At 46.9% G+C, this 26,585-nt stretch carries 26 protein-coding genes; 10 read left to right on the forward strand and 16 right to left on the reverse strand.

Annotated elements, in window-relative coordinates; all coding sequences use genetic code 11:
- The first annotated feature begins 209 nt into the window (after positions 1-209).
- From PPHA_RS04870 to PPHA_RS04910, 9 genes are all read left to right on the forward strand, one after another.
- Complete coding sequence (locus tag PPHA_RS04870; RefSeq protein ID WP_012507761.1) at positions 210-1,127, forward strand: C1 family peptidase; 918 nt, start codon at positions 210-212, stop codon at positions 1,125-1,127.
- Between the two features lie 169 nt (positions 1,128-1,296).
- Positions 1,297-2,469, forward strand: a complete 1,173-nt coding sequence (locus PPHA_RS04875) for a M24 family metallopeptidase (RefSeq protein WP_012507762.1) — start codon at positions 1,297-1,299, stop codon at positions 2,467-2,469.
- A 69-nt stretch (positions 2,470-2,538) separates the two neighbouring features.
- The gene (locus PPHA_RS16725) at positions 2,539-2,796 is read left to right on the forward strand and encodes a type II toxin-antitoxin system RelE family toxin (RefSeq protein ID WP_012507763.1); all 258 of its coding nucleotides are present in this window, start codon (positions 2,539-2,541) and stop codon (positions 2,794-2,796) included.
- On the forward strand, positions 2,793-3,185 hold the full coding sequence (locus PPHA_RS04885; protein ID WP_012507764.1) for a helix-turn-helix domain-containing protein: 393 nt from the start codon (positions 2,793-2,795) through the stop codon (positions 3,183-3,185). The genes PPHA_RS16725 and PPHA_RS04885 overlap by 4 nt, the downstream gene beginning before the upstream one ends.
- A gap of 35 nt (positions 3,186-3,220) precedes the next feature.
- On the forward strand, positions 3,221-3,739 hold the full coding sequence (locus PPHA_RS04890; protein ID WP_012507765.1) for a DinB family protein: 519 nt from the start codon (positions 3,221-3,223) through the stop codon (positions 3,737-3,739).
- Positions 3,740-3,817: 78 nt separating this feature from the next.
- On the forward strand, positions 3,818-4,234 hold the full coding sequence (locus PPHA_RS04895; RefSeq protein ID WP_041526696.1) for a hypothetical protein: 417 nt from the start codon (positions 3,818-3,820) through the stop codon (positions 4,232-4,234).
- On the forward strand, positions 4,231-6,447 hold the full coding sequence (gene recD2, locus PPHA_RS04900; RefSeq protein WP_012507767.1) for an SF1B family DNA helicase RecD2: 2,217 nt from the start codon (positions 4,231-4,233) through the stop codon (positions 6,445-6,447). Before PPHA_RS04895 ends, recD2 begins: the two co-directional genes overlap by 4 nt.
- A 96-nt stretch (positions 6,448-6,543) precedes the next feature.
- Positions 6,544-7,893, forward strand: a complete 1,350-nt coding sequence (locus PPHA_RS04905; RefSeq protein WP_041526697.1) for a BCD family MFS transporter — start codon at positions 6,544-6,546, stop codon at positions 7,891-7,893.
- A 22-nt stretch (positions 7,894-7,915) separates the two neighbouring features.
- Positions 7,916-8,851, forward strand: coding sequence for a radical SAM protein (locus PPHA_RS04910; protein WP_012507769.1), 936 nt, complete (start codon positions 7,916-7,918; stop codon positions 8,849-8,851).
- Here the strand turns inward: PPHA_RS04910 and PPHA_RS04915 are convergent.
- The 4 genes from PPHA_RS04915 to PPHA_RS04930 are packed head-to-tail and all read right to left on the reverse strand — an operon-like array spanning position 8,848 to position 12,478.
- Positions 8,848-9,732 carry a cytochrome c3 family protein gene (locus tag PPHA_RS04915; protein ID WP_012507770.1) on the reverse strand — a complete coding sequence of 295 codons (885 nt, stop codon included), beginning with the start codon at positions 9,730-9,732 and terminating at the stop codon, positions 8,848-8,850. The two genes, PPHA_RS04910 and PPHA_RS04915, sit on opposite strands and share 4 nt — an antisense overlap.
- The gene (locus PPHA_RS04920; RefSeq protein ID WP_223293989.1) at positions 9,729-11,174 is read right to left on the reverse strand and encodes a sensor histidine kinase; all 1,446 of its coding nucleotides are present in this window, start codon (positions 11,172-11,174) and stop codon (positions 9,729-9,731) included. The genes PPHA_RS04915 and PPHA_RS04920 overlap by 4 nt, the downstream gene beginning before the upstream one ends.
- Positions 11,175-11,227: 53 nt before the next feature.
- The gene (locus tag PPHA_RS04925; protein WP_012507772.1) at positions 11,228-11,911 is read right to left on the reverse strand and encodes a response regulator transcription factor; all 684 of its coding nucleotides are present in this window, start codon (positions 11,909-11,911) and stop codon (positions 11,228-11,230) included.
- Between the two features lie 18 nt (positions 11,912-11,929).
- Positions 11,930-12,478 carry a DUF4405 domain-containing protein gene (locus tag PPHA_RS04930; RefSeq protein ID WP_012507773.1) on the reverse strand — a complete coding sequence of 183 codons (549 nt, stop codon included), beginning with the start codon at positions 12,476-12,478 and terminating at the stop codon, positions 11,930-11,932.
- Between the two features lie 273 nt (positions 12,479-12,751).
- On the opposite strand from PPHA_RS04930, the gene PPHA_RS04935 reads away from it, so the two are divergent.
- Entirely contained in the window at positions 12,752-13,636 is an 885-nt protein-coding gene (locus PPHA_RS04935; protein WP_012507774.1) for an ADP-polyphosphate phosphotransferase, read from the forward strand.
- A gap of 62 nt (positions 13,637-13,698) precedes the next feature.
- Here PPHA_RS04935 and PPHA_RS16610 read toward each other — a convergent pair whose 3' ends face one another.
- From PPHA_RS16610 to PPHA_RS04995, 12 genes are all read right to left on the reverse strand, one after another.
- Positions 13,699-14,079 carry a tetratricopeptide repeat protein gene (locus tag PPHA_RS16610; RefSeq protein WP_012507775.1) on the reverse strand — a complete coding sequence of 127 codons (381 nt, stop codon included), beginning with the start codon at positions 14,077-14,079 and terminating at the stop codon, positions 13,699-13,701.
- A 21-nt stretch (positions 14,080-14,100) separates the two neighbouring features.
- Positions 14,101-14,856, reverse strand: coding sequence for an imidazole glycerol phosphate synthase subunit HisF (hisF, locus tag PPHA_RS04945; RefSeq protein WP_012507776.1), 756 nt, complete (start codon positions 14,854-14,856; stop codon positions 14,101-14,103).
- Between the two features lie 100 nt (positions 14,857-14,956).
- Positions 14,957-15,976 carry an acyltransferase family protein gene (locus tag PPHA_RS04950; RefSeq protein WP_012507777.1) on the reverse strand — a complete coding sequence of 340 codons (1,020 nt, stop codon included), beginning with the start codon at positions 15,974-15,976 and terminating at the stop codon, positions 14,957-14,959.
- Positions 15,973-16,497 (reverse strand): metal-dependent hydrolase, encoded by a 525-nt coding sequence (locus PPHA_RS04955; RefSeq protein ID WP_012507778.1) that lies wholly within the window; start codon positions 16,495-16,497, stop codon positions 15,973-15,975. The genes PPHA_RS04950 and PPHA_RS04955 overlap by 4 nt, the downstream gene beginning before the upstream one ends.
- Before the next feature lie 80 nt (positions 16,498-16,577).
- Positions 16,578-17,813: a glycosyltransferase gene (locus PPHA_RS04960; RefSeq protein ID WP_012507779.1), complete on the reverse strand. Its 1,236-nt coding sequence runs from the start codon at positions 17,811-17,813 to the stop codon at positions 16,578-16,580.
- A 104-nt stretch (positions 17,814-17,917) separates the two neighbouring features.
- Positions 17,918-19,015 carry a radical SAM protein gene (locus PPHA_RS04965; protein ID WP_012507780.1) on the reverse strand — a complete coding sequence of 366 codons (1,098 nt, stop codon included), beginning with the start codon at positions 19,013-19,015 and terminating at the stop codon, positions 17,918-17,920.
- 37 nt (positions 19,016-19,052) lie between these two features.
- Positions 19,053-19,433, reverse strand: a complete 381-nt coding sequence (locus PPHA_RS04970; protein ID WP_012507781.1) for a VanZ family protein — start codon at positions 19,431-19,433, stop codon at positions 19,053-19,055.
- Between the two features lie 55 nt (positions 19,434-19,488).
- Positions 19,489-20,901, reverse strand: coding sequence for a hypothetical protein (locus tag PPHA_RS04975; RefSeq protein ID WP_012507782.1), 1,413 nt, complete (start codon positions 20,899-20,901; stop codon positions 19,489-19,491).
- An 11-nt stretch (positions 20,902-20,912) separates the two neighbouring features.
- Positions 20,913-21,404 (reverse strand): serine O-acetyltransferase, encoded by a 492-nt coding sequence (locus PPHA_RS04980; RefSeq protein WP_012507783.1) that lies wholly within the window; start codon positions 21,402-21,404, stop codon positions 20,913-20,915.
- Positions 21,404-22,552: a glycosyltransferase family 4 protein gene (locus tag PPHA_RS04985; protein ID WP_012507784.1), complete on the reverse strand. Its 1,149-nt coding sequence runs from the start codon at positions 22,550-22,552 to the stop codon at positions 21,404-21,406. The genes PPHA_RS04980 and PPHA_RS04985 overlap by 1 nt, the downstream gene beginning before the upstream one ends.
- Before the next feature lie 25 nt (positions 22,553-22,577).
- Positions 22,578-24,830 carry a GumC domain-containing protein gene (locus PPHA_RS04990; protein WP_012507785.1) on the reverse strand — a complete coding sequence of 751 codons (2,253 nt, stop codon included), beginning with the start codon at positions 24,828-24,830 and terminating at the stop codon, positions 22,578-22,580.
- Positions 24,831-24,832: 2 nt separating this feature from the next.
- Entirely contained in the window at positions 24,833-26,584 is a 1,752-nt protein-coding gene (locus tag PPHA_RS04995) for a lipopolysaccharide biosynthesis protein (protein ID WP_012507786.1), read from the reverse strand.
- Between the last annotated feature and the right edge of the window lies 1 nt (position 26,585).

A 26,585-nucleotide genomic window follows, 5' to 3' on the forward strand; every position in this document is an offset into this window, starting at 1 on the left:
ATACGTGTAAATTCTCTTCTTGTGACTCTTTTTTACGATCACACGATAGAAACAATGAGATAAACAAGTGCGGTGCAAGTAAGTGGAAGAGTGTGGAATGGCCAAAAAGTTGAACATCGAAGGTTTGACGGAGAAGCGCTGCCGGTCGGAGAAACAGGGAGAAGAGTTTTAAAAATCAGTCAGTAACATTAAGAAAAACTGGAGGATCTATGGACCAATTTTTGGAAGTATCGGGAATGGGGTGGTTGCCGGATTATCCTGATTTCAGGGATTATACGGCAGATCACAATCAAATTTCATCATCTCTCAGGCTGTATGGGCAAGAAGATTCCATAAAAGCCATGCTTGCAAAATCGGGGGTTGCCAAGCCAGCGAAACTTTCAGTGCCAGCTTCTGTCGATCTACGGCAATGGTGCTCTCCGATTGAAAACCAGGAATCAATTGGTTCATGCACGGCACACGCAGGAATTGGGATTGTCGAGTATTTTGAAAGACGGGCATTTGGAAAACATATTGATGCATCCCGCCTTTTTCTTTACAAGAGCACGAGGAACCTTCTGCACTGGACGGGAGATACCGGAGCATTTCTTCGCTCAACCATGGGCGCTATGGTTCTTTTTGGTTTGCCACCGGAAGAGTATCTGCCCTATGTGGTTGCTGATTACGACAAAGAACCGTCGGCGTTCTGTTATGCCTTTGCCCAGAACTTCCAGGCTATAAGCTATTACCGTCTTGATCCGATAGGGGTAGCCAAAGATGTATTGCTGACACAGATCAAGGCAAATTTGTCGGCAGGTATTCCTTTGATGTTTGGTTTTACTGTTTTTAACTCGATATCGCAGGCTGCCAAAACCGGAAAAATACCGTTTCCGACTTCTGGAGAAAAAATTGCTGGTGGACATGCTGTTGATGCTGTTGGTTATGATGACACCATAAAAATCAAGAATACCAATCCCAAGGGGGTGGAAACCAAAGGCGCCCTGCTCATCAGAAACTCCTGGGGAAAAGGCTGGGGCGACAACGGTTATGGCTGGTTACCCTATGAATATGTCCTGAAAGGATTGGCTGTTGACTGGTGGTCGCTGCTTAAAAATGAGTGGATCGACACCGGCGAATTCAAAGCATGACCTTTTCCGCTCTGTGTCAGCCCCTTTTCCGGTTTTAGCCTTGAAGAGGGGCTTTGACTCATCCCGGGAAGATGCCAGATGAGATTCCTTTCGCCAGCTTGCTGCGAAACGGTATATTATTGGCAATAAAGAGCATCCCCATTTTGCCAATGCACTTGAAGAATAAACTATGCTGACAAAAACCGAATCACAAGAGCGGGTATTCCGGTTGCAGGTAATGCTCCGGAGCAAGGATATTCATGCAGCCCTTTTCATCATGCCGATTGACGTTTACTATTTTGCCGGTACACGCCAGAATGCCATACTCTGGATTCCGGCTGAAGGTGAACCCTTGCTCCTGGTACGTAAAAGTCTTTCACGTGCAATGGATGAGAGCCCAATTGCGGCAATTCGCCCTTTTCCTTCAAGCAAGGAATTTGCCTCCGTCTTCAGTGAGGATCTATCCACTATCGGCATGACCTTTGACGCCATTCCGGTTCAGCAGCATCTTTTTTACAGTCGGGCGCTTCCGGGGCGAACGTTTGTGGATATCTCCATGATGCTGCGTGAACTCCGTTCGGTCAAGTCACCTTTTGAGCTTGAGCAGCTCCGGTTGAGCGCGGGCAAGCTTGCGTCGGTTTTTGCCGAGGTGCCGCAGTTTCTCAAAGCGGGGATGCGGGAGCTTGATCTGTCGGCAGAAATGGAATACCGCCTCCGCAAGGCAGGCCATGAGGGCTATGTGCGGATGCGTGCTTTCAATCAAGAGCTTTTCTTTGGTCTGGCTGTTTCCTCCGGAGGGTTAAACGGCGGATTTTTTGACGGCCCGGTGACGGGAAAAGGGTTGTCGAGTGCTTCGCCGCACGGGGCTTCCTGCGATGAAATCAGGGTCAACCAGCCGATTCTTCTTGATTTCGGAGGGGTGTTCAATGGATATATCTCTGATATGACCCGCATGTTTGTTATCGGAACGCTTGACGCGGAACTGCAGCGGGCTTTTGATGTTGCAATCGAGATCCAGGAGCTGGTACGTCGGGGCATGAAACCCGGCGCTATCTGCGAAGAGCTCTTTTTTGCCGCCGCAGCAATGGCCGAAAAAGCTGGACTTGGCTCCTGCTTTATGGGTATGCCGGGAGAGCAGGCGAAATTTGTTGGTCACGGTGTGGGCCTCGAACTCGATGAGCTGCCTGTGCTTGCCAAAGGCTTTACCATGCCCTTGCAGGCAGGACAGGTGATTGCGGTCGAACCCAAGTTTGTCATCCCCGGCAAAGGGGTGATCGGCATCGAAAATACCTTTGCCGTCACTGATGATGGCGGCCTCCGGTTGAGTGATCTGCCGGATGACATTGTGTTTCTGGGGGCATGAACTTCCTGAAACCTATTTAAGCGCTCTTTTTTCCTTGGTGTTTTATTTGCATTATGCTAATATATTGACGTGTATAAAATAATTTTCACCAAAGAAGCTCAAAAAGCACTCTTACGACTACCCGGGAGCACGGCAGTACAGGTATGTCAGAAATTGGAGCAATTAGCGGCTGATTCCTATGCACCAATTGCAAATGCGAAAAAGCTGCAAAACCGTTCTGGCTATCGGTTACGAATAGGGGATTGGAGAGTGATCTACGAAATCCAAAATGATAAATTAGTGGTCTTGGTCTTGAAAATAGCGCAACGCGGAGAGGTCTACCGATGAACGCACCTGTACAAGTAATCGAACGCGATGGCAAGCCGGAATGGGCCGTATTGCCGTATGACCTATACGTGCAACTTACTGATGACGCGGAAATGTTGCAGGATATACGCGATTATGATTCTGTCAAAACGGCCATTGATCAAGGCAAAGAAGAGCTTATTCCCGGTGAAGTTACTTTTGCTTTATTGGATGGTGAAAATCCAATCAAAGTATGGCGCGAATATCGCGGATTGACTCAACAGCAATTGGCGGAAACTGTTGGAATAAGTACGCCATATCTCTCTCAAATTGAAACCAGTAAACGCACCGGAACTACGGAGGTGTTATTGGCTGTCGCCAAAGCGCTGAACGTAACGCTGGATGATATTGTGTTTCAGACTGACAAATGATTCAGTTATGGTGAAAACAAACGGAGAGAATCGTCATGGATTCAACCGCAATAATTGAAGAGCTTGTACGCCATATGGAATGGGCCGACGCTGTTGTGTTTTTGGCGATTCTCGGAAAACCGCAAGCGGAGGAGGACGAAGTCCTGTTGAAGAGGCTCCGCCATATTCATCTGGTTCAGAAAGTCTTTTTTGATGTCTGGCTAAATCAGCCTATCAACCCGCATATAACTGACTCATTCAACGCACATGAACTGTCCGGTTTCGCCAAATCACTTCATAGGGAGATTCAGGAATTTCAGAATACTCTTTCTGCCGATGATCTGGACCGTGTTGTGCACTTGCCTTGGTCAAAGCAAGTGAGCGACAATCTTGGTTTTGAAATTGCCAATCCCTCGCTCGGCCAGACGCTCCTTCAGGTAACCGCCCACAGCTCTTACCACCGGGGGCAGGTGAGTTCCCGGCTTCGTGAACTTGGTATTGATCCGCCGATGACGGACTTTATTGCCTGGGTCTGGGCCCGCAAACCATCACCTGTATGGCCCATAAATTCCTGATCAGTCGTGCGTGACCAATGAGTTTTTAGATGGTTAACAATGTCAGGTTTCGCAATCAGATACATCGGTAACTGTACCATGCAAAAAATCATTCGTGCCGGGTTTCTCTATTTCGCATTCGTGCTTGGTACGGGCTTTGTGCTTGGTTCCTTTCGGGTACCGTTCCTTGTGCCTCGTCTTGGCGAGCGTTGGGCGGAGCTGGCGGAAATGCCGATCATGGCCTTTGTCATCTTCTACTCTGCAGGCTATATTTTGCGGCGCTTTCCGGAAATCAATCAGGCAGGGACGTCGTTGCTGGTCGGTTTTCTTGCGCTTGCTCTTTCCGTCTTCGCGGAACTGGGTCTTGCCACACTCCTGCAGGAGCAAACGCTGGTTGCGTACATCGCCAGTCGGGACAAGGTATCCGGTTCGGTCTATCTTGTCTTACTTCTGGTATTCGCTCTCATGCCGTGGCTTCGTCTGCGAAAGAATGAATACTTGAAAGTCATTTCATGAATGCGAGTTCCACCCTCTCTCCCGGTGAGAAGCGCATTACCGGTATTGTTGAAAAGGTGAGCTTTTTCAGCGAATTGTCGGGGTTCAGCGTTTTGCGCCTCAGTAGAAAAGGGGAGAGTGATGCGGTGACCGTTGTGGGTTATGTTGCTTCCGTCACAATGGGCCAGCATATTGAGGCGGTTGGTTGCTGGCATAACGACAAGAGCTGGGGTTTACAGTTTAAGGCGACGCATCTCGTAGTTGTTCCTCCCGATACGCTTGAGGGAATCACAAAATATCTCTCCTCCGGCATGGTCAAGGGAGTTGGGCACCGTCTGGCAAAAGTGCTTGTGCGGACTTATGGAATGGAGGTTTTTACGGTTATTGAAGATCATCCTGAACAACTGCTTGGGCTTCCCGGTGTTGGTAAAAAAAAGTTACAGCAGATTGTTGCTGGCTGGGCGGAGCAGAAGGCGATTAAGAAAATCATGCTCTTTCTTCACTCTCACGGGGTGAGCACGTCGCGAATTGTCCGGATTTTTCGTGTTTATGGTGATGAGGCTGTGGCGGTGGTGAGTGCCAATCCATACCGCCTCATCCTTGATATTCCGGGAATTGGTTTTCGGACAGCCGACCAGATTGCCCGGAATCTTGGCATGACTTCTGACTCTCCGCTGAGGGCGCGTGCAGGTATCAGTTATGCGCTTCAGGAGCTTTCGCTTGAGGGGCATTGCCGGGTTCCGGAGCTAATGCTGCTTGCGGCCTGCAGGAAGCTTCTCGATATTCCTGAGCCGGTGCTTGAAGATGCTCTCCGGCAGGAGCTCTCTATCGGCACCATTGTCGCCGTTGAGGAGGAGGGAGAAAAGAGTTATTACCTCGCGTCGCTGTATAAAGCTGAGAGGGGAGTTGCCAAAAGTATCAGCCGGATTATGCAGGGTGCGCTTCCCTGGGGAACGCTTGATCCGGCAACGGTTATCCCTGAAGCGGAGAAGCTTTCTGCTCTTGAGCTTTCGGAATCACAACGTAACGCGGTTGCTCTTGCGCTCTCAAGCAAGTTCATGGTTATTACCGGCGGGCCGGGGGTGGGCAAGACGACGATCATTAATACCATTTTGAAGATTCTTGATAGCGGAAAGCTGAAGTTTGTGCTTTGCGCTCCAACGGGCAGGGCGGCCAAACGGCTTGCTGAATCTACCGGAATGGAGGCGAAAACCATTCACCGGCTGCTTGAATTCGATCCCTTTGCTCGCGAATTCAGACGGGGAAGTTCTTATCCGCTGGAAGCTGATCTGGTGATTGTTGATGAAGCCTCCATGATTGATGTGGTGTTGATGAACCGTTTGCTGGCGGCTGTTTCCCGGCGTTCAGCCCTTATTTTTGCGGGTGACGTTGATCAGCTTCCTCCGGTTGGCCCTGGGTTTGTGCTTGCCGATATGATCAATTCGGGCGTACTCCCTGTGGTGCGATTGACAGAAATTTTTCGTCAGGCTGAGAGCTCCTTGATCATTGTCAATGCTCACCGGATTAATCGCGGGGAGTTTGTGGTTTCTCCTCCTGACTCAACGGCAGGCGCTGAGCTTTCTGACTTTTATGTGGTGCCGTCAGAAAGCACGGCGGATATTCAGCGCAGGCTTCTGCTGGTGGTGGCTGAACGTATCCCCGGGCGATTCGGCATGGATCCGCTGCAGGATATTCAGGTGCTGACCCCCATGAACAAGGGGCCGCTTGGTACGGTAGCGCTGAATTCGCTGCTGCAGGAACGGCTGAATCCCGGCGCTGTCAGAAAAATTGTGCGTTTTGGAACCACGTATGCCGAGGGGGACAAGGTGATTCAGGTGGTCAACAACTACGACAAGGAGGTTTTTAACGGCGATATCGGGCGTATTGCGGTTGTGGACGAAGAGGAGAGCACGATTCGGGTCCTCTATGATGGCCGGGAGGTGCTCTATGAGTCTGGCTCGCTTGATGAAATTGCTCTTGCCTATGCCATCACGATCCACAAGAGTCAGGGGTCGGAGTACCCGGCGGTGGTGATACCGCTCTCCATGCAGCACTATACGCTGCTTGAGCGAAACCTGATCTATACAGCCGTGACACGGGCGAAAAAACTGGTGATGCTTATCGGAGATCCGAAAGCAATTTCGATGGCTGTCGGCAACAAACGTTCTTCGCAAAGGTTGACCGGTCTTGCCGCTCTGCTTGCGGAGGGAACGGACGATCACCTGCGTCAGTAATCATCCGGCTTTTTTGTTATATTGCGTGCCATTCGTTCCTGCTGAGTGCAAGCTGGCCGGTATTTCCGAAATCATTAGCGCTGTTTTATGAAGATCGTGAAGACATTCAATCTGGTACGTCTTTGTATGTTCCAGATGGGTTTCGGCCTCATGCTCGGCTTCATTCAGGATATCCTGAACCGGGTCATGATCAAGGAGCTGTTGCTGCCGGCAACTATCGCGCTGGGGCTTATAAGCCTTAAGGAGCTTCTGGCCATTTTCGGCGTCAAGGTATGGATCGGCAACTTGTCGGACCGATTCAGCATTTTCGGTTATCACAGGACACCGTATATTCTTCTTGGGCTTTTGAGCTGCGTTGTTGCCTTTGTGCTTTCACCTGCAGCGGCCTATGAAGTGAAGATAGGCGGTACAGCATTTTCGGAGATGCTGCCAGCTCTCCTGACCGATATCGGTCTGTGGAAGCTCGCCTTCATTTTCCTTCTGTTCGGTTTCGGTCTGCAGGTTGCGACCACGGCATATTACGCACTGATTGCTGATGTTGTGCCTGAAGAGCATATCGGCAAGATAACCGGAGCGAGCTGGACCCTCATGGTTCTGACTGCTATCATTTCGAACTGGAACATCGGCAATTATCTGAAGGTTTTTACTCCTGAGCGGCTGACGCAGGTGGCTGAAATCGGCGGTCTCATCACACTCTGTTTCGGGCTTGTGGCCGTTCTCGGTGTAGAAAACCGCAATGCGGAAGCTGCTCAGGGCAAAGGGAAGCACAGCATCAGCTTTTTCCAGTCGGTGCGCCTGCTCTCCTCGTCTCCAAGGACGCTGCAGTTCGCCTTCTACATTTTCATCTCCATCTTTGCGCTCTTTGCCAACGAAGTTGTTATGGATCCTTTTGGTGCGGAAGTTTTCGGGATGCCGGTTTCAGAAACGACCAAGCTGTTCAAACCGATGATGGGCGGTACCCAGCTTATTTTCATGCTTGTTACCGGCTTTCTGCTTTCACGGATAGGGTTCAAGCGGGGTGCCTATTTCGGTAATACGTTCAGTGCTATCGGATTCGCTGTCATCATTGCCGCAGGTTTCATGCACGACCAGTCACTGCTTCGAATCGGTCTTGTCGTGACCGGTATGGGCCTCGGTGCGGCAAGTGTTTCCAACATCTCGATGATGATGAACATGACAGCGGGTCGCAGCGGCATCTATATCGGCCTCTGGGGCACCGCCCAGAGCCTTGCCATCTTTATCGGTCATTCCGGCGCCGGTGTGATCCGCGATGTGGTCTATACCCTTTCCGGTAACCACATGTTGGCCTATGCCGTCATATTTGTTATTGAGATCCTTGCCTTCACGGCATCAAGCCTCTTGTTGCCCCATATTTCCAAGGAGGCGTTTGAGGCCGAGAGCGAAGCGAAAATGTCGGAGTTCGCCGTTACAGCGAAGGCTGGCTGACGGTAAAATGGAATCAAAAACTATGAAATATGTTTTTGGGCCGGTCTCTTCAAAAAGGCTTGGCCAGTCACTTGGTGTTGATCTGCTTCCCCCGAAAAGCTGTACCTGGAACTGTGTGTATTGCCAGTTGGGAAAGACCCGGAAATTTGTCACCGAGCGGCAGGAGTTTTTTGCGCGTGAGGAGATTCTTGAGGAGATTCGCGAAGCGCTCGAACGGCACAAGGGGCTCGACTGGATCACCTTTGTCGGCTCGGGCGAAACCATGCTCTACAAGGGGATTGGCTGGCTGATTGCGGAGGTAAAAAAACTGACAGATATTCCTGTTGCGGTGATCACCAATGGCTCGCTTCTCTATCTGGAGGAGGTGCGTGAGGAGCTGCTTCAGGCTGATGCTGTGCTTCCCTCGCTCAATGCCGGTTCTGAGGCTCTGCACAACCAGATCGTCCGCCCGGCGGCAGGCCTGACCTTTCGCCAGCATCTTGAGGGGCTTGTTGCATTTCGTCATGAATACCAGGGGCGCCTCTGGATTGAGGTGATGCTGCTTGGTGGCATCAACGATTCCGACGAGGCGCTACGCGATCTTGCCATTGTCTTGAAAGAGATCAATCCTGACATGGTACACCTTGTGCTCCCCACCCGGCCAGCTCCCGAGCAGGAGGTTCACCTGCCCTCCGATGAGCGCATTGAGCGGGCAATTGCCATTCTTTCAGAGGTAACAACCGTAGTTAATCCGCTCAAGGGCAATATGGATCTTCGTAACGCTCCGGATATGCTTGAAGCGATTACGGCCATCGTTTCACGCCACCCCGTGCAGCAGCGAGAACTTCAGAAAGCTATTGCTGACTGTTTTCCCGGTGAGAATGATAAAACGGCTGAGGTTATGAAAGAGATGCTTGCAACCGGCCGATTCAAGCTTGTCGAACATAACGGGGAGCCTTACTGGGTGATGCAGAGCTAATCATCATCTCCGCCTTCGTGTTCCCGGTCGCCTCCATAGCCTCCCTCTCGCTCTCCATCGCTTCCATTGCGATGGCATTTAATGCAGTTCTGGTAGTTATATATACCTTCCTCAAGATGCTCGTCTGCAATTTTTGAGGGAGAGTGTTCATGACAGTTGTAGCAAGTATATTTTTTGAAGTCAGCCGGATCGGTATGGCAGGTCGAGCAAGCGGCAAGGTGATCGCCGTCAAGGAGGAAATATTTGCTGTGATCATAGGTAGCAGGCTTCCACGCAGTGGATGTGTGGCATGTTGCGCAGTCAACTTTTGGAAGAGGATGCAGATTGTCATTTGGCTGCTCAGCCTTGTGGCAGGTGATACACTCTTTTCCGTTTGAAGCAGTTAGTTGGTTATGGTCAAATGTTGCCGGTTTCCATTTTGTTCTGGTGTGGCATGTCGAACAATTCTCCGTTACAGAGTGATGGAGGCCATCTTCAGGCTTTTGGTTTTTATGGCAGTTGATGCACTCTTTCTGCAATGCGCTTGAAAGAGCGGCGTGCATAAAGGGTTTGACGGTTTTTGCAGCTTCGGTTCCCTTGTGATCGTTGTGGCAGTTGATGCAGGAGTTGCTGGTAACGCCTTTGTGAAAAAGAACCTTGCTGCTCTCTTTCCGGAGAAGTGAGCCAGCAACAGTTTTTATGCCTATGGCGTTTTGTTTGTGACAACTGGTGCATTGCAATGAAGCGGCGCCGCTGAATGGCTTGTGACAACTCAGACACTTATCTTTGAATGCATGATGGCCTTTCATCAGCGGGCCAGGGTTGAGCAGCAGATCGGGAAAAGCGGTGGCTGTGGCGCCCAGAATAATGGCTGAGACGATAAAAAGAAAGAGCGGTTTCAACGGTTAACCTCCCCGGCCTGACAGGTTAGTGTGAACGTGGTACCTTTGCTGGTTTCACTGGTTACCGATACCTCGATTTTCTGGAGATCGGCAAGTTTTTTAACGATGGATAATCCTAAACCAAATCCTCCTGTTCCGGAGTTTCTTGATTCATCGACCCGGTAAAAACGTTCAAAAATAGCGTTCAGTTTTTCTTCAGGAATGCCTGCTCCCTGATTGCTGATGCTGCAGATAATGGTATTGGCCTTGCGTTTTACGGCTATCGCTATTGTTGAGTTGTTCGGAGAGTATTTGATGGCATTGGAGAGAATGTTATCGAGAATCATGTCAAGCATTCCCGGATCGGCACTAATCCAGGTGTTTTCAGTCTGATCACTGGTGATTGCAATCTCTTTTGTCGTTGCAGATGGCAGCATTCTTTCAATCAGACGTTCAATATGCTGAGAGAGTTCTACCTTTTCGATATGAGGATTCATTTTGCTGCTCTCATATCGGGCAAGCATGAGTAGTTGATCGATCAGTTTTGCCATACGGTTTAACTCTTTCAGGCAGAACTGAATTCTTGCTTCATAGTGTTCTCTCTCTCTTGGCTTGCGAATCAACACTTCAAGCGTTCCTTTGACAATGGCAAGCGGTGTTTTCAGTTCGTGAGAGGCGTCGGCTGTAAAGTGCTTTTCGCGTTGAAATGCATCCTGCATCCTGGTGACAAGTGCATTGATGGTTACCGAGAGGCGGTACAATTCATCATGATGATAGGGAAGGGGTATGCGGTGATCAAGATTTGTCTGTGTCATTTTTTCAGCAGTGGCAATAACCTTTTCAATCGGATCTATGCTTTTGCCAGCAATCAAACGGGTAAGAATAAAGAGTGTCAGAATGATGATTGGAAATGAAAAGAAGAAAATTTCCTGCAGGTCGTGCAGGACGATCAGTGCATTTTTTACTGGAACAGCAACAATAAGGTACCCTTCTGTTATTCCTTTGTTATTAACAAGAGGTACCTGTGCCTGTCGTACCATTGAATCGCCGAAATTGCTGTTGAAGTAAGTTGTCCCAGTCTGGTTTGGCTGAAATGCAAGAACGCACCATGAGAGGCTTGCTGATTTATTCATGACCTGCCCAGCACTATTGACAAGCTGAATAAATTCAGTATCAACATTTATCTTTTTGTTGTTATTTGTTTTATTGTCATTATCATTGTCATTTTCACGGTGTTTGTCATGGTCATCGTCATCAATGTTTTGAATACTTGCAAACCCCTGAAAATTATCTGTTGATATCTGTGAGTCCGAAAGGACTTCCAATATTTCTTTTCTTATTTCGTCATCAAATTGTCTGTAGACGATTTTTTCAACCATGATATAGAGGATGATAAATACCAGGGCAATTAAAAATGCTGTCATGATGGTGTAGTAGAAAGCGATCCTGTTTCGCAAACTCATCACCGACCACGCTTTAAAAAAGGAGCGTTTTTTTTGGACAGTATTTTTTTGCTTCATGTTTTTGAAATCTCTGGTTCACGAACGATATATCCCACTCCCCGGATGGTCTGAATAATGTTTCCACAACCTGCAGCTTCGAGTTTTCTGCGCAGAAAGGTGATATAGACATCAATGACGGAGGTATCGGAATCAAAATGGATATCCCATACATGCTCGATTATTCTGCTTCTGGTACAGACTCGATCTTTATTACGTACAAGATATTCAAGGAGGGCAAATTCTTTCGGTGTGAGGGTCACTTCAGTTGAAGCACAGAATACCTGATGGGTTACCGGGTTAATGTTAAGGATTCCGGCGTTGAGTGAATCGTCATTTCGGTTTTTATTCCTGAGCTGTACTCTGATGCGGGCAAGCAACTCTTCAAACTCAAAGGGTTTTTTGATATAATCATTGGCACCGGCGTCAAGTCCGAAAATCACATCTTCAAGCGTATCTTTTGCGGTTAAAAAAAGTATCGGGACGGCATTCCCTGTTTTTCGAATCTGCCTGCAGACCTCAATACCGCTGATGGCGGGAATCATCCAGTCAACGATAATCAGGTCGTATTCATTGATCAGTGCCATGTCGAGCCCACTTTTTCCGTCATAGGCAATATCAACGGCAAAGTACTCCTCTTCGAGTCCATCCTTGAGGAATCCGGCTATTCCCGGTTCATCTTCGATAATCAGTAATCTCATAGGTAGAGTGTTGGAGTATTAATCGTTATCGCTCTCTTTTGTGACGGAACGCTTTGTTTGTTTTAAAATGGCATCAAGAACCTCTTTTTCGCTTTTTTTATTGGTACTGGCAATTTGCTGAATGGTCAACGATGGATTCTTGACTATGATACCGCTTTTTCCGAGTTCTTCAACAAGGAGCTTTTCAGTAATTCTGGTAACAAGAGCAACGGTTTCCAGCGATGATGATTCAAGGAGCTGTACCGCAATTTTTCCTTGATGTTCTTTTCCTTTTTCTTTTCCCTCATCCTCTTCACCGAATATTGGCAGCAGGGAAGCAATCGTGATGATGAGTGCAGCGCCAATGATACCGAGAGCCGTTTTTTTTGAGAAATAGGTAACGAATTGTTTCCCGTTCGATATGAGGTGGAGCAGAACTGCTGTGACAAGAAGCCAGCTCAACCATTTGTGAACAGGTTCAACGAGACCGATCTCTATGTCAAAAAAAATCAGGAGGCCGGTGACTGTGGAGATAGTAAATGCACCAACAGCAAGGGGTGTTGCCCAGGACTTCAATGTTTGTTTCATGGTTTCTTGTTCGTGTTTTGAGAATCGTTGTCGGTTTGCGTAGTTATTTGAACTGTTTTAATTTAGTTCGGGGATTCTTAAAGAAGTCTGAGAGGGAACTTAATTTTTGCTTAAATCAGGGTGAAGCACCGTGACCGTTTGGAGGTGGAGTGACGAACGAACTGCTTTTTAAATGAGTTACAGAGGTATCTTCCGCTGTATATTCAACCTGGTCACCGTGGGAGTTTCATTTGAAGTCAAGTACAGCTTACATCACCTCACTCTATCACTATTATGCCGATCTCTTTTGATCATGATGCTCTCTGGATTCGTAAGGGTGAACAGGTGAGTCTCGACAAGCGTCCAACTCTTGTTGAGCCCATGTATCGTTCCAAAAAAGAGTATAAAACCATGCTTGCTGATCATGTTGCGCAGTTGAGTAAACTGCAGCAGGTTCATTATGCCGATAACCGCTATTCGGTGTTGCTGATTTTTCAGGCGATGGATGCTGCTGGCAAGGATGGTGTTATCAAGCATGTGATGTCCGGTGTGAATCCGCAGGGTTGTCAGGTTTTCAGTTTCAAGCATCCTTCGGCCCAGGAACTTGATCATGATTTTCTCTGGAGAAGCAATCGTTGCCTGCCAGCGCGGGGTCATATAGGGATATTCAATCGTTCATACTATGAGGAGGTGCTGATTGTTCGAGTGCATCCTGAGATACTTGTTGTGCAGGGTATTCCGGATGAGCTGATCAAGGGTGGTGAAGTTTGGGCAGAACGGTATCAATCGATTGTTGACATGGAACGGCATCTCTATCGCAATGGGACAAGGATCGTGAAGTTTTTTCTTCATTTGTCGAAAGAGGAGCAGAGGAAACGATTTCTGGACCGGATTAATGCACCGGCAAAAAACTGGAAATTCAGCGCTGCTGACCTTGAAGAGCGCAAGTACTGGGAACAATATATGCAGGCTTATGAGAGCTGCCTCAGCGCTACCAGCAGCAAGCAGGCGCCATGGTATGTTGTTCCTGCTGATGACAAACAAACTGCTCGCCTGATTGTGTCACAAATCATCGTTCATACCTTGACTGATCTTGGTCTGTCATACCCTGAAACAAGTGATCAACGTCACAGTGAGTTGAAGAATATTCGCAAACGGCTGATGGAAGAGCGTGCATGATGGACGAGAGAGCGTACAATGGAGGTTTCAGGTTCCTGGTTATAGCGTGTTGATTTGAGAGATTATCCACAGTCATCGTCGTCCATCAGTTTGAGCTTCTTGCAACCGCACTCCCACCCGTTTTTACAGGCTTCTCTGTACCAGGCTTTTGCCGTCGGTTTGTCCTGTTGCACTCCGCGACCCTCTTCGTACATCTCGCCGAGGTTAAACTGGGCCTCTGCATATCCCTGCTCGGCAGCCAGACGATACCATTTGACAGCCTCTCGATCATCCTGATTGATTCCCAGGCCGATTTCATAGAAAACTCCGAGTTTATTCTGGGCTTGAGCGTTACCCTGTTCAGCCTTGAGCTGTGTCTCTTCAATTTTTTCCCGTGAGTCAGCGATTGCTGTTCCGAAGAAAAGCATCAGGCAGAAAAAGAAGGTAACTGATTTTTTCATCATGGGTCGGCCACTATTGGGTTGTCAGATTCTGACCGTGATGCCTCTTTGCCGCAAGTACTCTTTGGCTTCACGGATTGAGTGCTGGCGGAAGTGGAAGATTGATGCTGCAAGCGCTGCGTCAGCATGGCCTTTGGTAAAACCGTCATAGAGGTGTTCAAGATTGCCTGCGCCTCCGGATGCGATGACGGGAATGTGGACTGATGTTGATATTTTGGCGAGAATATCGTTGTCATATCCCTCTTTTGTACCGTCCCGATCCATACTGGTCAGCAGGATCTCTCCTGCGCCGAGTTCCTGGACTTTATGGGCCCATTCAAGTGCTTCATAGCAGGTTGGCTTTTTGCCTGAATGGGTAAAGACCAGATAATCTTCCCCCGTTTTTTTGATGTCGATGGCAACCACAACAGCCTGGGATCCATATCTTTCTGCAATCCGGGTAATCAGGAAGGGGTCATTGACTGCTGCGGTATTGACAGAAACCTTGTCAGCACCGTGCAGAAAAACCTCCCTGGCGCGCTCGACCGAGTTGATTCCGCCTCCGACGGTGAGAGGAATGAAGATCTCTCCGGAAACTTTCAGTACCTCTTCAAGCGTCGTTTTGCGTGACTCGAGTGATGCTGAAATATCAAGGAAGACAAGTTCATCGGCCAGTTCATTATTGTAAAAGCGTGCCTGTTCAAGGATGGAGCCTGCATCTCTCAGCCCTTCAAAGTTTATTCCCTTTACCACCCTGCCATCTCGAACATCGAGGCAGGGGATGATCCGTTTGGCTAACATTGACCTATAGAGCTGAAATTCGTTATTGAAAACCGTTCTACAAGAAATCAATAAAGTTCGAACTCTACAACAATATTATTCATCAGTCGTGGATGAGAGCTCATTTTTTTGATTCATCGCTGTTTTCGACAAAAACCCGGCTCTCTTTGGGGCGTTTGCCGAGGAGCAGAATTCTTGTGGGATTGTATTTTGAGGCAATCCGTTCAACAAGTATTGGTCCGGCGATACCGAGGGCTGTACCGAGGATAAAGAGTACCCAAATCTCGGTTATGCCGATTTTGATAAATAAAATTCTGGATGCGGCTGTAAAAAAAACATGAAAAAGGTAGATGCTGTAGGAGAAGATGCCGATTTTGGCAAGAAACAGGGATTCATACTCGATAAAGAGCAGGCCAGTGCAGAACAGGGTGCCTATGATGAGTGCGTTCAGTGAACGCCTTTCTCCACCATATTGTTGACCGAAGAAAAGAAGAAAGAGGATGATGGTTGTTATGAGCACATACCCCAGAATTTTCCGGTTGTTGATCTGCACCGGGAAACGTGAGCAGTAGAGGCCGACGAGAAAATAGGGAAAGAGATAGATGGCGCCAGCAATCGAGAGCCAAGGAGTTCCGGCATTGGAGACATAGAGCAGAGCGGCTATCAGGAAAGGGAGGGCAAAGCCGGTTTTGTTCTGCAGGATTTTGAAATGTTCCAGGGGAATGATAACGAGAAAGATCAAAAAAAGCGCTTCAATGAACCAATAGTGTGCTACAGGCATGAGGTGCAAAACACGCCAGTTCGTTATTGCTGTGTTTGTTCCAGGGGTAAGGGTCTGGACGAGGGCGAAGAGTGTGCCGACAAAAAGCATGGGAACGATCAAGCGTCGTATTTTTCCCGCCATAAATTTTTTCCAGTTCGATGAAAATGGTCTTTGCGCATAGACAAAGCCTGAAAGAAAGGTGAAGATCGGCATACGAATATAGATGAGCAGCGAATTGGCATCTTTCAGAACTCCTTCCTGTATACGAAGGCCGCTGTCAGGAGTGATTCCGATGACATGGTAGGCGACCAGAAGAATACAGGCAAGACCTCTGAGTGTGTCGATAGTGCTGTCTCTGTTTGTCGTGAGTGTAGTCATGTTATTGGGTTGTTTCTTTTGGCTCTCTTTTTTATGGCGCTTTTATACCATTCGGTGAGAGCCCATAAAATGAGGAGTAGTTCAAGAGCAAATGTCCAGTGAGTGAAATAATTTGTTTCGGCTGAAGTATCGGCTATCCAGAAAATTGCGTTATCCATGGATGGCGACATCCAGAAGATGTGGCCGGTAAGGGTATCCAGTACGATATGGATAAATCCGTTAAGGACAAATATAAAGAAAGTGGCCTGGTTTTTGCCGCGATTACGTTGTAGTAGCAACCAAAATACGGAGATCAGTAACAGGGTTAACCAGAAAATCGGTAAATGGGTAACGTAGGTGTGGTGATGGTTCCTGGGCTCAAAAGGGTCGATCAGGAGATAATACAGTAAATCAATATCCGGGGCAATTGCGCCAAACAGACCCCAGAACATAAATGCCCCCGGGTTGATGGAGTCGTTGTAACATTTTCGCAACAACAACTTTGATGTAATATAGCCTGCCGGTAGATGTCCAAAAATCATTGTTCTTCCTCGACAGGGGCTTTTTTGCAAAAGATGGACAGGAAACAGGTACTATTGCATTGATAACTGACCCAGGGTATTCACGTTCGAGTTCTTTGCGATACAAGTTCTTCTTCATGAAACAGAGTTGCCATTTGTTGGTTGTTGGTGTGCTGGTTGTACAGTGTGACAACTTTTTTTCGGCCTGCAACTCCAAGTTCTCGACGTAGTCGGGGGGTGGTGAGCAACTTGCGGATCTGGTTGGCAAGATCTTCTGCGTCACCCGGTGTTGCCAGCAGCCCATCTTTTTCATGTTCAATGAGTTCGGGTATTCCGGTGATTCGGGTTGAAATAACCGGAATCTCTTTTGCCATGGCTTCCATCAGCACGACAGGGACACCCTCGGCAAAGCTTGCAAGCACAAAGAGATCGGCCCGTTGATAATAGTCGCGCACTTTATCCTGTCCGAGTGCACCGGTAAAGGTTGCCGAGCCTTTCATGTTGCCTGAGTTGACAGCCTTTTCAAGTATAAGCTTGTCGGGACCATCACCAACAATGGTGAGATGAAATTCGAGTCCCTCTTTTTTCAGGAGCCCACAAGCTTCGAGCAGGATATATTGACCTTTTGCTGGTACCAGCCTTCCAACACAGAGGATGTTCGGTACCGGGTTCTCGGGTTCAGCTCTTGGAGTATAAAGATCAGGATCTACTCCACAGCGGACAATGTGGAGTTTATGCCACTCTTGTGGCTCACTGAGGCGCATGATCTGACTTTTGCAGTAGTGGCTGATGCAGCGGACAAAGGCAGCTTTCCGGATTTTTTCGGGAAGCATGGCGGAATCAACGGTATAAAAGATATCAGGGCCATGTACGGAGATGCTGTAGCTTATTCCTCCATAGGTTTTCATCAGTATTGCTACAATGGCGGTGGGGTTTGCAAAATGTTCGTGAATGTGGGTAACGCCATTTTGGTGAAGCCACTGCAGGAGAATGCCCGCTTCAGCAAAATAGGCCGCCGCCTTCAGCGGACTTTTTGGTCCAGTGGTCAGCAGTCGTAACCCCGATGCGGCCATGCGCAGGTATCCCGTCGGGTTTTTCTTTATGCAGTGCAGATGAGCGGCAAGCATTTGGGGTAATGGCATGGAAAGTACCATGAGGGTACGACCAGCCTCCTGTTGTTCATCCGGAGTCATGACGTCAAGGTTCGATGGCTTCCGGATTGATGCCGTGTGGACACTCATTCCGGCTTTTCGGAGCGACTCAATCTCTCTATAAATAAAGGTGTGAGAAATTGCAGGATACTCACTGCAAAGATAGGCTATCGCTCTTGTTGTCATGTGGCTTGTATTGAAAAGTCCTTGTTATAAAGGTAATTACGCCTATTTTTAAATGGCTTGACGGTTAAAAAGTGCTCTTCTTTCCAAAACAAGTTCTTGTCATTTTAATGAAGGGATTCTGTTTTTTTTTGACGAGAGAGAATGGTCAACGCCTGGCTGAATTTGTTGGTCAGTGATTTGTGTGAAAGGCAGGTCAGAAGACATAATTTGTCGCACTTGATGGTAGCTTCACGGATTTTTTTTGCCTCGGCTCCTCTCCAGATCTCTTTCGCAGACTGCGTTGTGGTATTGCCGATGGAGGGAAAGTGGAAACATAATTTGACATCGCCATCAGGACGGATATAAAACTCCTGCAGGCCTATTCTGCATGGCATGTATTCAGGAGAGGCTGTTTTTTCCTGAAAGCTTGCTGTTACGAGTCGAAGAACTTCCTCGCTGTTCATGATCGGTGCCCCTGCGCGTTTCATGGCGATTAATTTTTCCATCGAACGGTCAAGTTCAGGCCAATCTTTCTCTTCAATCCACAGTTCATCATACGTTTCACGAGTCCATCTTCCGAGAGGCTGAAAATTGACTGCGGTTGCTCCAATATTCATAGCCCACTGGACAATTTCCGGGAGCGATCGGAAGTTCAGCGACATGATCGTCGGTTTTATGATAATCGGAAAGGTGACGTTTTGTTTCGCCTGTTCCTGTTGCAACAGGGAGATCCCTTTCGTGATTTTGTTAAACAGGCCATTCATGCCTCTGATATAGTCATGAATTTCAGGGGTATGAGAGTCACAGGAAATATTAAGGTTGAATGGTCTTGCGGCGACAATGTTCGCGGCATTTTTTTCATTCAGTAATGCTCCGTTTGTTGTAACTCCGGCATGAATATCATGATCTCTGCAAAAAATGAGCAGATCAATAAACCCTTTTTTTATAAACGGCTCACCTCCGCTGAAATTGACCGCAAACGAGCCTGTAAATTCTTTTATGCTCAGAAGGCTTTTTTTCCACTCTTCAATAGTGAGTTCCGGGATGTATTCTGCCTGTCGCCAGTATTCGCAGTGACGACATTTGCAGTTGCATCGCTCATTGACCAGTGCGTGAAATGTTATGGGCCTTGTTACATCGATGTTTGTTTTAAGATAGAGGGCTTCAGCAATGGCGTTGCGCGTATGGCTGAGTCCCAGAGTCAGCAATTCGGTGACATTCATCGTATTATTTTCGTTTTCTATCGTTAAAGCATTTCACCTACAGTGGCATTTTTATTGTCGATTCATTTTCATAGTGTTTTTTCAATCGTACGAGGAGTCCTGCGGTCATTCCTGCTATGACACCGACGTTATTGGCAAAGGCGTCGAGATATTCGAAGGGCCATCCGCTTATAATACTGTGCATGGACTCAAACAGAAAGCTTAATGGTGCGATGGCAAGCGATATCAGAAACGCTGTTTTTCGTTTGCGGAATATGAGCAGGGGAAGGAATGAGAGAATACCGTAAATAAGGATGTGGATAATAAGATCGATTTTGAGGACATGGAAAATAGCTGTCATAGTCAGGAAACTGCCAGCAAAGACCATAGCAATGATGATGATCCAGAATCTTAAGAGTTTCGCTTGGTATGGCTGCATCGTTGGTCGCCGTTTGAAAGTTGGGATGTTATCTTTTTATTCATTGTCGTGGAGATCAGGATGATCCCGCAATAAACCGGGTGAGTGGCGTGATCGTTTCCTCACTGTGCTGCAGTTCTTCGGCTTCTGAACCATCGTGCAGTGTCAGGGTATTTTTCAGAGCCATTCCGGTCAAACCACCGCTGAAAAGCATGTAAATTGGATTGATCATGGCGTTGAGCAGGTTGTCAATCATGGTGAGGGCAAGAAATACGGCCATTACTGCCGGGCCTGCAACCTCTTTTTTGTTCCACTGTTCGGGTTTAACCCTCAATACAAACAAAACAACGGGAAGTTGAATACTGATAACCATCATAAGCAGGCCGTAGATACCGTTCTGTCCAAGTGTAATGATCCACAGACCATCGGTGACGCTGAGATCCTTTCCTTTCTCATTGTAGACTCGTGATCTTCCATATCCTCCCCATCCAAAAATGGTGCCCTGAAGTGCCTTGTCGATCAGAATGGTTTCATTGTCGAAGCGAAATTGCAGTGACTGAGCCCGGACAGCACTGAATTTTTCTGCTACAAAGTTTGAGAAATTCCTGCCATCCCATATTCCTGTGACTCTTGTGGCGATATAGAGATGTGGAGGAAGCAGAAGAATCAGTACAAGAATGATCTTTTTTATCCTGTTTGACAAATAGAGTACAAAAACACCGATAAGAAGGAGCACAATGGCGCCCTGAGACTGCATCATGATGAAGGTAAACATCAGCATAAGAAGCACATACTCTGTACGTACCCTCATAATTTTCGCAGGCATATTCTTTGAGTAATATAGCCAACTTCCAAGAAAAATCGCAAGCATCATCCACATTGAGGTCATAAGGCCATGCTCCATGTAGACCATTGGTCGAAACCCTCCTCCTTCCCGGAGTGTCTGGAGGAACTCGTGCTGGTGAAAGCCATAGGTCAGGCGGTGCAACTGTGGGCTCATGATCATCTCAAACCAACTGAATGGAATGTAGATGATTCCTCCAAGCACAACGGCAAAGGAGAGGATTTTTAGTGCAGCGGTATCAGTAAAATAAATTCTGCCGATGTAGTAGGGCAAACCCCATCGTATCGTCTGGTAAAGGCATTGTGAGAGGCCGTCATAAGGGCCAAGATCATTGAAAAGTGAGGAGAAAAAGGGGGCTGTACACCAGAGCAACATAGGGATGTCGACGGCACTGAACTGGAATGTTGCAAACCGTTCACTATCGAAAATTTTGATACTTGCAAGAATACCGATAGCGATGACGGTCGTTTTTGTGTGGTGAAGAAGAAAAATATTGTATTCAGCACAGGGGAGAAACATCCATCCGGAAACGTAAGCGATTACCACAGCCTGCCGATGTTCAAATTTTTTAAAAAGGAACATGACAAAGAAGGGCATGCTGAAGAGGGTAACCGGTACCAAGATATTTCCAGGTGCACCACCCATAACTTGTTTTTTTAAAGAATTTTTGCCGGTACCCCTATAGCTGTTGCTCCGGCGGGTACATCATGAAGGACGACGGCATTTGCTCCGATACGGGCATGTGCTCCGATTCGGATGTTACCGATAATTTTTGCTCCGGCGCCGATATCGACATGTCCCTCTATGACCGGAAGGCCAGGTTTCAGCCCAGCGCCGATGGTGACCTGTTGGAAGATCAGGCAATTAGGCCCGATCTCAGCTTCGGGGTGGATGACGATGCCGTTTGGATGGGGCATCATGAGTCCGCCTCCGATTCTGGAGTCGAGTGGAATATCCGCTCCGCTGACTGCACTCCAGAACCGGTGAAGCAGCACAAGAAAAGGGGCTGTAATCATGCTAACGGGCCCACCTTTCATTTTGACCCGTTGATAGCTGCGAATTGTCGACAATAAGTACTTTGCAGGCTCGTAACGTCCGGGAACCGCTTTTTCCCTTTGCCAGTCTGGTTCGGTTGCTGAAATCAACATTATGTGCTCCTCTTCCATAGATTGGGATAGCGTTTTTCAAGTAAAAGGGCGCGTTGTTCGGCTACGTTTTGCCATGTGAATTTTTGTGACCTCACCCTGGCCTGTTCACCGAGAATCGCTCTTTTTTGAGGATTTTCAGCAAGATCGGTAATTGCTTCAGCCCAGGCATCAATATTCATGTCGGGAAGCACTATCCCGTTGATGTTATTCTGAACAATCGCTCCTCCTCCCATTTCGGTAACAATCGGTGGAATTCCATGTGCCATCGCTTCATAGGTTACCATAGGCCCACCCTCTTCAAGACTTGGAAAGACAAAGACATCAGCCTGGGCATATACCAGACCGATATTCTTTGTGTAGGCGATATGGCGAATATTGTTTCTTGTCAGCTCTTTTGCCATGAGTGTCTGAATCTCTTGATCAATTCCGCCACACAGGAGTAACTCGCCATCAATGTCAGCCTTTTTCCATGCTTCAAGAAGCAGAGGAATACCTTTCCGTATGCAGAGGGTTCCTGTAAACAGAAAGACCGGTTTCGGGTTTTTCGGTCGTGGGGCAGCAGCAGAGGGGAATCGTTCCGGGGACCATCCGTAACTGCTTGAGAGCAATTTATGTTCGGGGATGTTGTTTTCAAGCATGGAGGCTCTTACCATCGGGCTCGGACAAAATATGGCATCAGCAATGGCAAGTTTACGGTTTTCCTCTTCTATCTGTTCGTCACTGATCGAACCGGCAAGGTTGATTCCGAAATGCTCACCAGCTTTTTCAACTATTCTTCGTGATGTTGAACGGTGACAGTTAATTCTTTCAACAATAATTTTAGTCCCTCTTTTATGGAAACGCTCAAAAATATCAAGTGACAGTCCAGCCCATAAATAGACCGGAGAGGATAATTTTTCGGTTTTGAAGAACAATTGTTCAACGATAACTCTTGGTTGCTCTTTTGATCCAATCTTGTAAACCAGCGCTTTTTTCAATCCACTCATAGCTGGTTTAAGCCAGGGATAAACAAGTAGTTCATCGGCACTTGGAACGCTTAACGTAGCGTTTCTCCCGGATTCATTCCAGTATCTGCATAAGGAGAGTGGAACATGACTGTTGCCGAGATTTGATGCATGGTAGCCGAACAGTACTGGTAAGCAGGCCATGAAGAGGTCTCCCAGGTTATGATGATTAGTGTATTGATTTCCGGAAACGTCTGAACGGTTTCGTCATATTTTCAATGACTTCAAGAATTGGTGGAGAATTGTTAATAAAATCCTTGAATTTTTTTGGAACTATTTTGTGAAGAAATTCCGGTGGATTTTCAAATAATTCATCGAGGGAGGGGGTCTGTTTATTGCCGCCAAAGTTCAGAACAGGAGCAATGGCTGGAACTTCCAGGCGGATCAGCAGTTCGGCTGAACGTCTCAATGCATTGTATTTCGTACTTTCCCCAAGAGAAATCAGCGTAACGATATCTGAATAGATTGCAAATTGTTCGGTGAGATTACTCTGGAGTACCGGTAATGCATCAATGCAGATGAAATCGTATTCTTTTTTTGCGTCACTCAGGAAGTCTCGGATGCGATGAAGGGGAATGATCCCCTTTATGACGTTTCCGGCATAAATGATATCGATATTGTCGTCCGGCGTGGAGACAATGTACTTTTTCCATGAGTCAGTATTGCTGAGAAAGTCGCGAAGTCCTGGCAGATTCGGGAAAAATTCTTCCGATTGATCAGGATCAACTGCTTCGATGTCGCCGTCTATCCAGAGGACTTTCGGCGCGATTTTGGCAAGCGCTTTAGCACAACTGAAGGAGATCGAGGATGATCCTACCCCTTTTTCAATACCAGTAAAGAGGAGTATTCTACTGTTATCCTTCTCTTTTTCATGGCAGAACCTGACAGCGAGAGTTCCGATTGCATGGAGCTGAAAATCATCAGTTCCAAGGCTGAGTTCTTTTGGGTTGTTCTTTTTTTTGGGGGTTTTGACGATCGTCTGGGTAGGCAGATAGCCAAGGGCCTGTTTGATATCTTCAGGACGGCGAATGGTGTTGTCAAAAAACTCATAGGCAATAAATGGACCACAGACAATAAAGAAGGCTGAACCCAGGAGCATCATCAACAGTTTGTTGGTGTTTGAACTTACCGGAAATTTGGGTTCGCGTGCATGTGTTTCTATGCTGATACGTAATGGAGCTTTTCTTTCGATTTCTATCTCTGCGATTCTTCGCTCAAGCATATCGAGCATATCCTTGCTGTGTTTCCAGGCGGCACTGATATATTCTCCTCTGTGAATGCCTATAGATACTCTTTGTGACTCTCTTATGCTTTTTTCAAGTTCAGTCTGAAGATCTTCTTCTGTTTTTTTTGATTTTTCAAAATCATATTTAGCCTGTATGATTGATTTACGCATGTCAAGCTTTCGTTTACCAAGAACGATTGCTCTGGCCGTATTCTGTAACTCTTTTCGTTGTTTTTTTTCATAGTTTTGCATCGCGCCCATGCGTTCTTCAACGTAGATGCGATCAGGATTGCTTGCTGTCAGTCCATCGGTTGTGCTCCGCATCTCCTGAAGTTGCTGGTATGTCCAGGAGCTTGTAAAGTGCAGTGATTGATCGTTCATGACTATTTCATCAATAATCGGATCTAATGAAAGTATTTGGGACTCGTTATTTGCCTGCTCGGTGGCCCAGAAATTATTCATTGCTTTAAGGCGATCGGTCAATGCATTGTCATAAAGCTTCTGGAGCTCCTCCGTATTTTTTGATGCCATATTAAACGATTCAGAATATGATGCTGTTGAGATTTCTCTTGTCAGCTCATCAAGGCTTTTTTCATAAGCGTTCATTTGATTAAGAACAAACTCTTTTTTTGCGCGCAGAGAGTTCAATTGGTCCTGATCAGATTCTGCATTAATGTTTTGAAGTCTTTTGAGATAGACAAGCATCAGTTTATTGACAAGTGGAGCCAGCCCTTCCTGCTTGTTGCCTGAAGCAATAATTTCTATCAGGTGAGTTCCCTGAAGAGGTTTAATGACGATGACACGCTCAAGGATTTCTGCACATTTTTCTGCTGGAAGAGTTGCCGGAAATACTGCAGCTTTTTCGCGAGGGGTCAGTTGCTCAACCGTTTGTTTGAGCACCTCAAAGGTTTTCATGGTATGGGCCTGTGTATTGGAATATTGGTCATAATAGTTTGTAATTGATGTCTCTGCTTTTTGTGTAATCAAGGTTGCTATCACTGGATCTATTTTCATGAAAGCATGGACTTGATAGAATGGCTCCTTTATAACAAAAACAATAGGAGTTGCGATAGCAAAAAAGAACGAACCGAAAACAAGGATGTAGATACCATAGCGCTTTATAAAGCCAACAATGTCAAAAGATTTTGAAGGCTTTCCGAAAGGAAGAGCTTCTCTCAGAGCATTTCCTTTTATCATAATCAGGCCCTTTTTTGTTTAAAGGGTAAGAGTTCCATCGCTTTTCTTTTCTCACTACTATTCAGGACAGTTGTCCAAAAAAGTGCACAAGAGAGAAGGGTATATGCTATTCCGCATACCATGACCTGGATTATTCCGGCAATTCTTCCGGTTGTCGGAAAAAACAGGGTAATGGCGTAGATGGCACTTGCCGGAAAAAAGGTAACACAGATTGGAAGAAGTGTTCGGGAAATAAATTCCTTTGGCCGAACCTGAAAGGTATAATTACTTCTCCAGAAGAGAAACAGGGTACTGACCATTGAACTGCATGCTATTGCTGCCGCAGACCCGATCAAACCGTAAGCCGTTGTTGCTGCTGGAATCCAGATTACCATCAGGAGTACCTGTACCAGCATATATTCAAGCTCTCTTCCGTTTCGATCGATTCCACGAAAGATCATGGTTATCGCCCCGGTACTCAGTTGTATCGAATATCCAATTGATAAAAATATCATGACATTGGCAGCTTCAATGTATTTTGTTCCTACCCATGCGTCAATGATGGGATGAGCCATGGCAATGAGAAAAACAAAAAGTGTTGAGCTGATGATGTTTGTAAAACGGATACCATTGAGATAGAGCTCCTTTAATTCGCTGCTATTGATTTTGTTGTAATATTTCTGTTTTTGTTGAAGCCGAAAAAACAGATAGAGAAAAATTATTGTGGCAGCAGGAACCAGTATCAGATTTGAGACTGGAAGAAATTGTTGAAGGGGCACGAGAAAGATGACAGGAATTATTCCAAGCGTGATTGCTACTAATGCAATGTGAACATAGGTTTTTATCCGGTTACTCAACGGGTCATTCATATTCCCTGTCCATGAGCCATCAAGATGGGCGGCTGTCGATAAAAAGGGAGCAAATACCGAAGAAGAAATCATACCTGCCGTTGATGGCAGTTTCCTTCCAATCTCAAACATACCTCCAGCGGAAAGGCCTGCTATGGCAGTAATGAATAATCTGTCGAGTGCGGAAAGAAAAATACCAAGAATGCCAAGGATCTGAACTTTGCCTCCGAAGCCAACAAAAAGATGAAAGTGTTCCCGGCTGATCAGTGTTGCAGATATTTTCAGTGAAGGCAAGAGAGTGCGTGCAATTTTCCAGTAACCGGCAGTTTCAAGGAGAAGTCGAAATGCAAAGGCATAGAGGAGACCCTTGACTCCTGATCCAAGAGCGAGAAAGGTTATAATAGCAATGATTTCGATGAGTCCGGCAACGGTTGAGACTATTTTTTCTTTTGCAAACTCATGCATGCCGTTGATAATAAAGCGAAATCCTCCGAGAGTAAGTTCAAGACTGAAGACTGCGGCTGTGCCAAGAAAGATGGTTGACGCAAGATCTTGTTGCTCAGGTTTGATATTGAATCTTTCGAGAAGAAAGGGCATAATAAGGTAAAGCAAAGAGCAGAACAGCATACTGAAGGAGAGCATGTAGGCAACACCGGTTGAGAGGAGTTTGCTGATTTCCTCCGATTTGCCTTCCGCGAGGTAGCGGGCTGAATAGCGGATATAGGTACTGTTGACACCAAATCCACCCATTCCTGCATACGAGAGAATGATAAAGCAAAGTGACCACAATCCGAACTCCTCCAGTGAGAGATAATGCAGTATAAAGGGTGTCAGAAGCAGGCGACTGACCATATAGATAACAGTGGCAACCATCCCCGACAGGGCGTTTCCTGCCAGTTTATTATGTGCTTTACCTTGGTTATCCATT

The organism is Pelodictyon phaeoclathratiforme BU-1, from assembly GCF_000020645.1.
In the GTDB taxonomy this organism is placed as follows: domain Bacteria; phylum Bacteroidota; class Chlorobiia; order Chlorobiales; family Chlorobiaceae; genus Chlorobium; species Chlorobium phaeoclathratiforme.